Source organism: Archangium sp., from assembly GCF_036389735.1.
In the GTDB taxonomy this organism is placed as follows: domain Bacteria; phylum Myxococcota; class Myxococcia; order Myxococcales; family Myxococcaceae; genus Archangium.
Genome location: NZ_DASVWK010000293.1, coordinates 1 through 12,082 on the forward strand (window position 1 = coordinate 1; position 12,082 = coordinate 12,082).

Annotated in this window: 9 protein-coding genes and 1 pseudogene; 5 read left to right on the forward strand and 5 right to left on the reverse strand. The window is 69.3% G+C overall.

The window, feature by feature from the left end:
• Positions 1–1,153: ATP-dependent DNA helicase RecG (locus VF794_RS10370; protein WP_331109261.1), on the forward strand; the 1,153-nt coding region annotated here is incomplete at its 5' end.
• Position 1,154: 1 nt separating this feature from the next.
• Here the strand turns inward: VF794_RS10370 and VF794_RS10375 are convergent.
• The 3 genes from VF794_RS10375 to VF794_RS10385 form a co-directional block, all read right to left on the reverse strand.
• Complete coding sequence (locus VF794_RS10375; RefSeq protein WP_331109263.1) at positions 1,155–1,436, reverse strand: hypothetical protein; 282 nt, start codon at positions 1,434–1,436, stop codon at positions 1,155–1,157.
• Positions 1,437–1,633: 197 nt separating this feature from the next.
• Positions 1,634–3,655 carry a hypothetical protein gene (locus VF794_RS10380; protein WP_331109265.1) on the reverse strand — a complete coding sequence of 674 codons (2,022 nt, stop codon included), beginning with the start codon at positions 3,653–3,655 and terminating at the stop codon, positions 1,634–1,636.
• 3 nt (positions 3,656–3,658) lie between these two features.
• On the reverse strand, positions 3,659–7,909 hold the full coding sequence (locus VF794_RS10385; protein ID WP_331109267.1) for a M4 family metallopeptidase: 4,251 nt from the start codon (positions 7,907–7,909) through the stop codon (positions 3,659–3,661).
• A gap of 376 nt (positions 7,910–8,285) precedes the next feature.
• On the opposite strand from VF794_RS10385, the gene VF794_RS10390 reads away from it, so the two are divergent.
• A complete protein-coding gene (locus tag VF794_RS10390; protein WP_331109269.1) occupies positions 8,286–8,747 on the forward strand; it encodes a hypothetical protein in 462 nt (153 codons plus the stop codon).
• Positions 8,744–9,442 carry a GAF domain-containing protein gene (locus VF794_RS10395; protein ID WP_331109271.1) on the forward strand — a complete coding sequence of 233 codons (699 nt, stop codon included), beginning with the start codon at positions 8,744–8,746 and terminating at the stop codon, positions 9,440–9,442. The genes VF794_RS10390 and VF794_RS10395 overlap by 4 nt, the downstream gene beginning before the upstream one ends.
• Before the next feature lie 12 nt (positions 9,443–9,454).
• Here the strand turns inward: VF794_RS10395 and VF794_RS10400 are convergent, their stop codons facing one another.
• Complete coding sequence (locus tag VF794_RS10400) at positions 9,455–10,657, reverse strand: alanyl-tRNA editing protein (protein ID WP_331109273.1); 1,203 nt, start codon at positions 10,655–10,657, stop codon at positions 9,455–9,457.
• Positions 10,658–10,674: 17 nt separating this feature from the next.
• Positions 10,675–11,034, reverse strand: a complete 360-nt coding sequence (locus VF794_RS10405) for an STAUR_1299 family protein (protein WP_331109275.1) — start codon at positions 11,032–11,034, stop codon at positions 10,675–10,677.
• Positions 11,035–11,121: 87 nt separating this feature from the next.
• On the opposite strand from VF794_RS10405, the gene VF794_RS10410 reads away from it, so the two are divergent.
• On the forward strand, positions 11,122–11,763 hold the full coding sequence (locus VF794_RS10410) for a protein-L-isoaspartate(D-aspartate) O-methyltransferase (RefSeq protein WP_331109276.1): 642 nt from the start codon (positions 11,122–11,124) through the stop codon (positions 11,761–11,763).
• Positions 11,764–11,880: 117 nt separating this feature from the next.
• A pseudogene (locus VF794_RS10415) lies at positions 11,881–12,082 on the forward strand (hypothetical protein); the annotation flags it as partial.

The following is a 12,082-nucleotide window of genomic DNA, read 5'->3' on the forward strand; positions in this document are numbered from 1 at the left end:
GCAGGACGGCTACCAGGTGGCCGTGATGGCGCCCACGGAGATCCTCGCCGAGCAGCACGAGCGCACCTTCCGCAAGCTGCTGGAGCCGCTGGGCTACAAGGTGGGGCTGGTGAGCGCGGCGGGCCCGGCGAAGCGCAAGCGGGAGATCCGCGACGCGGTGGCGCGCGGGGACATCCACCTGGCCGTGGGCACGCACGCGCTCATCCAGGAGGAGATCGGCTTCCAGAAGCTGGGCTTCGTCGTCATCGACGAGCAGCACCGCTTCGGCGTGCTCCAGCGGCACACGCTGATGAGCAAGGGCGTCTTCCCGGACGTGCTGGTGATGACGGCCACGCCCATTCCACGCACGCTGGCGATGACGCTCTACGGGGACCTGGACGTGTCGATCATCGACGAGCTGCCCCCGGGGCGCACGCCGGTGAAGACGCGGGTCTTCAACGACAAGCAGCGGGCGCGCGTCTACGAGGCCGTGGCGTCCGAGGTGCAGAAGGGCCACCAGGCCTACGTGGTGTACCCGCTCGTGGAGGAGTCGGAGAAGCTGGACCTGGAGGACGCCACGCGCGGAGCGGACAAGCTGCGGCAGGTGTTCCCCGGCGTCGAGGTGGGCCTGCTCCACGGACGGATGAAGCCCGAGGAGAAGGACCTGGTGATGGACGCCTTCCGGGCGGGCCACATCCAGCTGCTCGTGTGCACCACCGTCGTGGAGGTGGGCGTGGACGTGCCCAACGCGTCGGTGATGGTCGTCGAGTCCGCGGAGCGTTTCGGCCTCTCGCAGCTGCACCAGCTGCGCGGGCGCGTGGGCCGCGGGGCCGCGGTGAGCTACTGCTACCTCGTGGCCAACCTGGCGCGCTCCTCCCTGGTGTCCTCGGAGCGGCTCGGCGTGATGGAGCACAGCAGCGACGGCTTCGTCATCGCCGAGAAGGACCTGGAGATTCGCGGTCCCGGCGAGTTCCTCGGCACCCGGCAGAGCGGCCTTCCGGAACTGGCGGTGGCCAACCTCGCGCGGGATGGCGACCTGCTGTCACTGGCTCAGCAGGAAGCGCGGCGGATCCTCGCGAAGGATCCGCGCCTCGAGGCCTCCGAACACCAGGCACTGGTGAAGGCTCTCGAGGAGCGCTGGGAGGGCCGGCTGGCCCTCGCCAGGGTGGGGTAGCTCAGCCGACGGCGGCGTACTGGGGTGGGTACTCCGTGCCACGTGAGTCCGACCAGACCCACTCGGAGATCTCCGACGCCCGGCTGGTGCAAAGCTCGTTCGGATCCAACTCCATCTCCCGGCAGCAGGCCTGGAAGTAGGACTCACCACCGCGCGTACGGCAGTGGTTGACGAAATCCGAAACCGTTTCGATTCCAGGGTTTTGCTCGAGGAATCGCAGCAACGCGAAGTTGGTGCTGCTGCTGCGGCTCTCATCCACGGACACGTTTCGCTGGGTCTTCATGCGTCCTCCCGGTTCACGCGAAGTGTAGCTTTCGCGCGGCTCGCACTGCCAGAGCGCAATTCACCTGGGGCGACGTTGACCCCCCCTGAAACGGGGCGGATCCTAGCAACGGGGCTACAAAAAATCACTCCCAATGAAAAACGGCGGCCTCCGGGAAGGAGACCGCCGTTTCAAACCGCTTGAGGCGAGGGTTCAGCTCACTCGGCGGTGAGCGTGCCCACGGCCACGTCGATGGGGCTCAGCGTGCCGCTGTCCGAGAGCGCATGCGCCTTCACGAGCGCCAACGGGAGCAGGGCGCCCGAGGGAAGCGAGGGGCTGGGCTTGAGCTCGAGCGCGACGGAGACGAGCGCGCTGGAGTACTCGGTGGCCGGGGTGGCCGAGCCCTTCTGGAACACGCCGACGAGGAGCTTGTCCTCGCTGACGGTGCCCTTGAGGAGCCGCGGCGTGGTGCCGATCGCGAAGGCCCGGTTGGTCACGTGCTCGGCGTCCGCGGCGGACACCTTCGCCCAGGAGGCGCGGGTGGCGTCGGCCGAGAGCGTCAGGTCCACGCCGCGGCCCGCCTGGCCCGAGGGGCCCACGAGGTCCAACACGAGGTGGTTGGCCGTGGACTCGGCGCTGTTCTTCACCAGGCGCCAGCCGGTGCCCGTCGGGTCCGCGTAGGCGAGGCCCTCGGCGGCCGGCACGGTGATGGTGGCGGTGGCCTTCTTCGACGAGTCGGCCACGCTGGTGGCCGTCACCGTATAGGTGCCCACCGCCGTGGGAGCGGTGTAGTGGCCCGAGTCATCGATCGAGCCGCCCGCGGCGGACCAGGTCACCGCCGTGGTGGCGGTGGTGCCCGTCACCGTGGCGGTGAACGTGGTCGAGGCACCCTGGTGCAGCGTCACGGTCGCGGGCGAGACGTCCACGGCCACGGGGCGGACGTGAACGGTGGCGGTGGCCTTCTTCGACGGGTCGACCACGCTGGTGGCGACGACGACGTAGGTGCCCGCCTTGAAGGGCGCCGTGTAGATGCCCGTGCTGGTGATGGTGCCGTTGGTGTTGCTGCCCACGAGGGACCAGGTCACCGCCGTGAAGGAGGTGCCCGTGACGTTCGCCGTGAAGGTGGCGGTGGCGCCCTGGTCAAGGGTCGTCGTCTCCGGATCGATGCTCACCTTCACCGGCTTCACGGTCACCTGGGTGGTGGCCTTCCGCGACGGATCGGCCACGCTGGTGGCGACGACGGTGTAGGTACCTTCCGTGGTGGGAGCCGTGTAGACGCCCGCGGAGGTGATGGAGCCGTTGGCCTCACCGCCCTCGACGGCCCAGGTCACCACGCTGGAGGCGGTGGTGCCCGTCACCGTGGCGTAGAAGGCCACGCTGCCCGCGGTGGACAAGGTCAGCTCGGCCGACATGAGGGAGACGGTCACGGCGCGCACGGTGATGGTGGCGGTGACCTTCTTCGACGGGTCGGCCACGCTGGTGGCGATGACGGTGTACGTGCCCGCCTTCATGGGAGCCGTGTAGACGCCCGCGGGGGTGATGGTGCCATTGGCCTCACCGCCCTCGAGGGCCCAGGTCACCGAGGTGTTGCTGGTGCCCAGGAGTTCCGCCGTGAAGGTGGTGGTGGCGCCCTGGTCCAGCGTCTGGTTGCCCGGCTTCACCGCGACGGAGACGGCCACCACCTTCACCTGCACGGAGCCCTTGCGCGTCGGATCCGCCACGCTGGTGGCGATGACGGTGTAGGTGCCCGCCGTGGTGGGAGCGGTGTAGACGCCCGCGGGGGTGATGGTGCCGTTGGCCTCACCGCCCTCGACGGACCAGGTCACCGAGGTGTCCTTGTCCCCCGTCACCTTGGCCGTGAGGGTGGTGGTGCCGGCGGTGCCGACGGACTCGGTCACCGGGTTGATGGCGACGACGACGGCCGGGAGGACCGTCACCGAGGCCGTGTCCTTCTTCGACGTGTCCACCGCGTTGGTGGCCACCACGGTGTACGTGCCGGCCTCCGTGGGCGCGGTGTAGACGCCCGTGCTGGTGATGGTGCCGTGGGAGTCATCTCCCTCCACGGTCCAGAGCACCTTGGACTCCTTGGCGTCCTCGACGGTGGCGGTGAGGGTCGTCTTATCGCCGGCCTTCACGGAGACGGTCTTCGGAGAGACCGTCACCGGCCCCGCATCGGGGTTGCCGCACGCGGCAAGCGCTCCGAGCAGCAGCGGAACAATGAGCTTGGTCAACGTTTTCATGGGTTACCGTCCGAACTGGCTGACGAAGAGGGTGACGTCGTTGTCGTCCACGGAGCTGCTGGCGTCGAAGTCCGTCGCCGGGCTGTAGGCCGGCTCGGAATCGTTGGCGCCGTACGTCTGGGCCACCTGGGCCATGTCCTCACCATCGACGACACCGTCGCCGTTGAGGTCGGCGGTGAAGACGTTGACGGTGGCCATGTCGCGCTGGGCGATGTCCACGTTGCTGGTGGCGGTGACGTGGCAGAGGCCGGGCATGGCGGGCGCGCTGTAGGCGCCAGCCTTGGTGATGGCGCCGCAGGTGGTGCCCTCCTGCACGGCCCAGGTCACCGACGTGTCCACCACGTTGCTGACGCTCGCGGTGAAGCTGTGCGAGCCGCCCACCGGCACGCCGATGCGCGACGTCGCGATGAGTACGGCCACCGGCTCGCGCATGAAGGTGGTCGTCGACCTGCTGGAGTGGCCGTAGGCGTCGTACGCCACCACGTCCACCGTGTGCTCGCCGAGCGACAGCGGGATGGGGTTGAAGGCGAGCTCGTACGGCGGCGTGAGGACGCTGCCCTTGAAGGCGCCGTCCACGTAGAACTCCACGGCGGTGACGCCCGTGTCGTCGCTGGCATTGGCCTTCAGCACCGTCGTCTCGAAGAGGCCGTCCACGGAGGCGTTGACGTTGGGAGCGCCCACGTCGGTCCCCGAGGAGTTCTGGACGGTGAAGTCCACCGTCTTCATGGCCACGTTGCCCGCCGAGTCCACGGCCTTCAGCTTGTACTGATGGGCGCCGTTGGTCAGGCCGGACGCGTCGAACGGCACCTGGAGGCTGCCGGTCGGGTTGGTGCGCGTGGCCACCACGGTGTCGTCCACGCTCAGCTCGAGGGTGGACGTCCAGATGTTGTCGCTCACGCTGGCGTTGAGGAGGATCGTCCCGTAGCTGCCATCGACGGAGCCGGTGAGCATGGGCGCCAGGGTGTCCGCGGTGCTCGTGGTGGTCAGCGTCACGTCATCCAGGAAGAGCTGGGTGACACCGCCGGAAACCTGTGCGGCCTCCGACAGGTCCGCCTCGAAGGCGAGCTGGACCGTCTGGCCCTTGTAGGCGCTCAGGTCGAAGCGATGCTCGAAGTGCTTGCCGCCGGTGTCGTCCAGGTTGGAGAAGGACTTGAGCGTCGCCAGCGCCGCGCCGCTGGTGTCCCGCACCTTCGCGACGAGGGTGTGGTGCACCGCTCCGTCCGTGAACGCACCGCTGTAGATGCGCAGCCAGAAGCTGTAGACGGCCGCGGTGGTGTCCGACGGGATGGTGACCGTCTGGTGGACGGTGGACTTCTGGGGACCCAGGTTGGTGAAGAAGATGAAGAACCGGTTCCCCGTGTGGGCGAAGGACGCGTTCGTGAAGATCCGGGACGAGCCGGCCACGTTGGTGCTGACCGGCCAGACCGCCTGACCCGCCGCGGTGTTGTCCTCGAAGCTCGGGTTGACGACGAGCTGCTTGCGGCTGGTGTCGATGAAGAAGCTCACCGCGGCCGAAGTGCCCTCGTTGCCCGCGGCGTCCTGGGCCTTGGCCACGATCGAGTGCAGGCCATTGCTCAAGCCCGCGATGTTCAGGACGTGGGCGAACGACGTGGGCGCGCTGCCCACGGACGTGCCGTCCAAGAAGAACTCGACGGTGCCCACGAAGCCGTTGTCCGAGACATCCGCGAAGAGGCCCAGCTTCGTCCCGGTGTTGATCAGGCGGGCGGCCACGGCCGGCGCCTCGGTATCGCTGGCGTCGATCGTGCGCAGCGTGAAGTCATCCAGGCGGAAGTTGGAGGCCAGCGAGGCGTTCTCGGTACCCTCCAGGTAGACGCGGATGGTCTGGCCCGCGTAGGCGGACAGGTCGAAGCTGCGCTGCACCCAGCCGAGGTTCGCGTCCAGGTTGGACCAGGTGGCGAGCGTCTCCAGCACCTCACCCGACGTGTTGCGCACCTGCACCACGAGGGTGTCGTTGGCGACGGTGCCCGTCTCCGCGGTGGTGAGGTTGAGGTAGAAGGTCAGCGAGGCCTGGGTGGCCGAGGCCGGGATGGTGACGTCCTGGTAGAGGTTGTCCGTGCTGACCTGGCCGTAGCCGTTGAGCCACACGTAGCCGCGGCCCGTACGCGCCCCGCTGCTGACGGGGAAGTTGATGTTGCCGCGCGGGTCCGCCTCCCAGCCCTCGCCGCCCTTCTCGAAGCCCGGGTCCATGAAGAGCTGCGCGAAGGTGTTGGCCACGTTGAAGGTGATGGGGCTCGACATGGTCACGTTGCCAGCCGCGTCGTAGGCCACCACCGCGAGCTGGTGCGAGCCGTTGTTGAGCTGGGTCACATCGAGCGCCACGCTGAAGGGCAGCGAGGTGTCCGTGCCCGCGGCGCCACCATCGACGTAGAACTCCACGCGCGTCACGCCCACGTTGTCCTGGGCCAGCGCGTTGAGCTGCAGCAAGGGAGCGCTGCCCGAGACGCTGGCGCTGACGGTCGGGGGCGTGCGGTCGTCATAGGTGCCGGCCGTGTAGCCCACGTTGATGGCGGCGAAGGCGTTCTGCACCGCGCGGTACTCGGTGGAGGCGGCGCCGAAGAGGTCCGCCGCGGACTGGAGGCTGGCCGTGCGGGCCGCCAGGTAGTTGGCCGACGGGTACAGGTAGACGGTGATGGCGCGGTACCAGATGGCCGCCGCCTTGTAGTTGCCAATGCCCGCCATGCCGCCGGGCAGGTACTTGCTGGAGTAGTCGTTCGCCGTCTCCGTCGTCTGCGCACCCTGCGCCAGGAAGTAGAAGGCGCGGTTCATCGGGCCGCTGCTGTAGTGGACGTCGACGTTGTTGATGCCGGAGTACCAGGCGTCCGGGCTCACGCCGTCCTTGGTCGGCTTGTACATGTAGCGCAGCGGGTTGGCGCGCAGATCCTCACCCACCACCCAGTTGCCGCCCGTGTCGCCGATGGTGTCGCCCCGGCCGTTGCGCACCCAGAACTCCGTCATGGTGCCGAAGATGTCGGAGTTGGCCTCGTTCAGACCGCCGGACTCACCGGCGTAGATGAGCTGCGCCGTCTGCGACATGACGCCGTGGCTGAGCTCGTGGGCCGAGACGTCCAGCGAGGCCATGGACTTGAAGCCTCCGGCCTTGGGCGCGGAGCCGTCGCCGTAGCTCATGCAGAAGCAGCCGTTGCTCCAGAAGGCGTTGTCGTAGGCGTTGCTGACGTGCACCCGGTTGTAGGTGGCCGAGCCCAGGTCATCGATGCCGTTCCGTCCGTGGATCTTCTTGTAGTAGTCCCACGTCGCCAGCAGGCCGTAGTGCGCGTCCACGGCGGCCGTCTGGCCGTTGTCGTCGAGCGTGGGCCCGCCCGCCACGTAGTTCTTGCCGTCACCCCAGACGTTGTCCGGGTCGGTGTAGAGGGTGAGCGTGCCCGAGCCGCCATTCTGCACCTCGGCGTGGGCCACGTCATACGTCCGGATGCCCGCGCCGAGCGAGCGCGTCGTGTCGCGCAGCTCGTAGGCCCCGTCCGCCTTCTGCCAGACGTTGAGCTGCACCTCGCCGCTGTACTGGGACTTGCCGGTGCCCATGGCCTCGGCCGTCTGCAGCGAGTTCCACTTCTTCAGCACCTCGCCCGACTGCGCGTCGAGGAGGAAGTCCGTATGGGCGACGCCGTCCTGGGCATTGTCCAGCTCGGTGTGCACGTGCCAGGCGAGCCGGTAGCCCGTCACCTCCTCGGTGAAGTCCGCCGCGTTCTGCTGGGCGTACGGCTTCTCCGGGAAGCGGTTCACCTGGTGCGTCTCGGGGTAGACGACGAGCTGCGTGGTCGGCTCGGCGCCCAGGAGGCCGCGGGGCTGCAGCTCCAGGGTGGCCAGGGAGATCGCATCCGACGCGTCCACCGTGGGCGCCACGTTCAGGCGGATGCCCTTGCGCAGGCTGTCGGCCGACACGGGCAGCAGCAGCCCGGACGCATCCATGTGGGTGATGGCCATGGCCCCCCACACCGGCACGCCCTGGTAGAGCTGCTCGAAGTGGGCGTGCGTCTGGCCGAAGGCGTCCGTCTTCGCGGGGCCGGACAGGCGGAAGTCGTTTTGCGAGCCCAGCCCGAGCTCCAGGCTCTGGGCCCGGAGGTTCGCGAGCGACTCGGCCACGCGCGACGGCTCCTTGGCGCGGAGCTGCAGGGTAGCGGAAGGGGACAAGGCGGTGAGCTTGTCACCCGCCAGGGATGTACCCGCCGTCAGAAGCGAGGCGAGGAGCAGAGGCCAGCGAGGCCACGGCATGGACATGAAGAACTCCACCGGACTGCGTCTAGGGAGATCCCCGGTCGTCTGGCACCTGGAGGTGCATGCCAGTACCGGGGTGGGGCTCGCTCCGCTGGTGCTTGATCCGTCCGACCACTGACCCTCGGGGCTCTTCCCCCTGGACTTTTCGCCGCCAGCGCAGCAGCCGGCGACTATACACAACTGTAAATTCCTTTAGAAATCTGTTTGACCCCAGCACCGCCGTGGGGGAGGCGAGCGGGCGTGGCGGATCGCCACAGTCCCGAAGTGCCACAGCCCCTGGAACCCCGATGAATTGGGGCGGGACGCTACAAATCGGGCTCCAGGGGCCCTGGGGCCCCCGAGGGGAGGGCGCTGGCACGGTCCTCGCAGTCCCCCCCTCATGCTCAATCGCGTGGAGACGTTGAAGAAAGAGCATGGTCGCCTGCGCGTGCTGTTGCTCGCCTGCGAGGACGCCAGCGCCGTGGAGTTGCCGGGCCTGCTGCGCCAACTGCACGATGCCTTCCTGGCGCACCAGCGGGCGAAGGAGCAGCTCTATGACGCCGTGGTCGCCACGTGCCGCGAGGTGCAGGACGCGAGCACCCTCACGCTGCTCAACGTCTTCCGCACCAACCTGACGGTGATGTCCAACGCGGTGCATGGCTTCTTCGTGCACCTGGACCCGGATGTGGACCGGCTGCGGCAGCGCTTCCGCACGGTGACCGCGGCCATGCGCTCCTTGATGGACATCGAGGAGAAGTCCGTCTTCCCGCTGTGCCTCCGCCAGCACTCCCGCTCGCGGACCGCCCTCACCATGGACTCCCAGATCCTCTCCCCGCGGCTGCGGCAGGAAGGTGGCAGATGAGCAATCGACTTCCGACGGATCTCTCGCTGCTGGATGACCGCTCGAGGCTGTCCGCCTTCGACTCGCCGCTGCTCGACCGGACCCCGGATCCGGAGCTCCAGGAACTGGTGGCCGAGGCGACCCGGGTGACCGGCTTCCCCATCGCGCTGGTGAGCCTGGTGGTGCATCGGATCCAGTTCTTCCGGGCCCAGGTGGGACTGCCGCCGGACCTGGTGGCGGCGCTCGCCACGGATCGGTGTACGTCCTTCTGCCAGTTCGTGGTGGCCAGCGAGCAGTGCCTGCTCATCGAGGACGCCCGGAACGAGCCCGGCCTGCCGAAGGACCTGGTGGAGCGCTACGGCATCCAGGCCTACGCGGGCTTCCCGCTGCGGGTGATGGGCCGGACGGTGGGCTCCTTCTGTGTCATCGACGGGAAGCCGGGGCGGCTGGACCCCACGGTGCGTGGGCAGATGAAGGAACTGGCGCGCAAGGCCAGTGCCCGCCTGGATATGCTGGCGCGCCAGGTGCCCCCTGCGTCGGTCCTCTCCGAGGTCGAGGAGAAGGCCCACCGCGCCTGGATGGCGATCGCCGAGGCCCAGCCCCTGCTGAGCCTCAGCGAGCAGTTCGCCAACGGAAGGCTCTCGTTCGAGCAGTTCCAGCGGGGCCTGGGGGCGCTCGCGGGACTGGCGGGCTCGGCCTCCTGCGCCGCCTTCTGAAAGCCCGCTGGCTCAGCCGAGCAGCGAGGCCACGAGGGCGTTCCAGTCGGTGGTGGGGGGCAGACGCCCCTCGGCGTGCTCGGGGCGACCGCCGCCGCGTCCACCGGCGGCCTCGGCGGCGCGCTTGAGGAAGGCCCCGCAGCCGAAGCTGGAGCCACTGCCCCGGGTGATGAGCACGGACAGGCCCTCGGGGGCGCGGCCAGCGAGCAGCACCACGGCCTCGGGCTGACCCGTGAGGCGGGCGGCGACGGAGCGCAGGTACTCGGGGGTGGCTCCCTCAAGGACGGCCACCACGCGCTTGTCCGGGGACCGGGCCAACTGGGCGGCGAGCTCGGCGGCGGTGCTCTCCGCGAGCTTCGCCCGGGCGGCACCGAGCGCCTCGCGCACGTCGGTGAGATCCCTCCGCAGCTTGTCCACGGAGGCCGTCACGTCGAGCGGTCCGCACGAGAAGGCGCGGCCGAGCGAGCGCAGCGTGCCGGCCTCCTCCCACAGCTCGGAGCGGGCGCGGCGGCCGGCGGAGAAGAGGACGCGGCCCTTGCCCTTGTAACGCTCGACGCCGAGCACCCGCACCATGCCCACCTGGGCCGAGCGCGTGCAGTGGGTGCCGCCGCAGGGGGACACGTCGAAGTCGCCGACCTGCACCACGCGGATGTTCTCGGTCACCTTGGGGGCGCGGCGCAGGGGGAGGGCGGCGAGCTCCTCGGGGGTGGGGAAGAAGGCGCGGATGGCCACGTCATCGTCGATGAGGGAGTTGACCAGGTCCTCGGCCTCGGCGACGCGCTTCTCGTCGAGCACGTCGAGGTCCACGTCGATGGTGCACAGCGTCTCGCCGAGGCGGGAGGAGACGGTGTGGGCGTTGGCCACGTCCACCAGGGCGCGCGAGAGCATGTGCTGGCCGGTGTGGAGCGCCATGTGGATGCGGCGACGCACCCGGTCGATCTCCCCGGTCAGCTCGGCGCCGACCTCGGGGAGCCGGGCGCCCTCGGGCAGCTCCAGCAGGTGGTGGACGACGCCCGCGTCATCCACCTGCACGTCGCGCAGGCCGAGTCCCCCGAGCACGCCGCGGTCGGCCATCTGGCCACCTGCCTCGGGGTAGAAGGCGGTGCGATCGAGCACGACGGAGGGCGCACCGTTCCAGGTGTCATGGGCGACGACGCGCCCGGAGAACCGGAAGAGGAAGGGATCGCTGAAGTAGAGGCGCTCGGTGGGGCTCATGGGCGGGACGGATAACACTACTTCGGCCCGTAGCGCTGCTTGAGCTCGGCCATGGACAGGCCGCTCCACTGGGAGAGCAGCTCCACCACGTCCCGGGCGCGGAGGAAGTGGAGCGTGTCCCCGGCGAACACCGAGAGGAAGACGCCCCCGCAGTGGGGCAGCTTCGCGCCGCTCGATTCGAGGTAGTCCACGAGTCGCGGCAGCATGCGGTCGAGCAGCCAGGCACGGACGTTCTCCGTGGGGAGGACGAGCTCGTAGCTGGTGGCGCCGGAGAGCTCATCGCCCTCCTGGGCGCGGATGCGCGAGATGGCCTGGTTGGCCTCGGCGGCGGGGGCCCGCTCGAAGGCGAGGCGGAGCAGTTCGTCGGTGGCGTCCATGGCGACTCCCTCTCTGGATTCGGGGGGATTTTCAAGGGGGCTCACGACTTTTGAGTAGACCGGGCGGGAGAGGGTTAGGTTGTCGGCATGGGTGACGTGGAACTCGCGGAGATCCTCCGGAGGCAGGGCATCACCGATGAACGGGTTCTCGAGGCGATTCGCCGACTCGATCGGGCGGAGTTCGTCCCGGAGGCGAGGCGTGCCGAGGCGCGACAGGACTCGGCCCTGCCCATCGGCCATGGCCAGACGATCAGCCAGCCCTACGTCGTGGCCTTCATGACGCAGGTGTTGAATCCCCAGCCCGGGGAGCGGGTGCTGGAGATTGGAACGGGCTCGGGCTACCAGACGGCCGTGCTCTCGGGGCTCTGCGGCGAGGTATTCACGGTGGAGGTCCTCCCGGAACTCGCCGGGCCCGCGCGCGAGCGGCTCGGGCGGCTCGGCTTCCAGAACATCCGCTACCGGGTAGGCGATGGCACGGCTGGCTGGCCGGAGGAGGCCCCCTTCGACGCCATCATCGGCACCGCCGCCCCGGAGCACCTCCCCCCCGCGCTCTACCAGCAGCTCCGGCCGGGCGGGCGCCTGGTGCTGCCGGTGGGCCCGCGGCATGGGGCGCAGGAGCTGATCCGCGTCACCCGGCCGCTCGGAGGGGGGGCACCCCAGGTGGAGAAGCTGCTGGGGGTGCGCTTCGTCCCGATGACGAGCGCCCCACCGCCGCCCTTCGTGCACTGAGATGAGCGGGGAACGTCGAGAGCACATTGCCCGGGATGGGGCGGGGCCGTTAACCTCCCGGGCATGATCATCTGCCCCATGTGTGAGCACCAGCAGGCTCAGGGCATCGAGTGTGAAGTGTGCGGGAAGAAGCTCGCCGTGGCCGCCCCCGTGGCGGTGGCGGTGGCGACGCTGCCAGAGCTGGAGCAGACGCAGCTGGCGGGCGGTCGCGCGCCGGTGCCGGTGCAGTCGATTCCGGATCTCGAGCTGACGCGCCGGGACTCGGTGCCGAACGTCGCCGTGCAGGCGGTGCCCGAGCTGGACACCGGACGATCCGCCG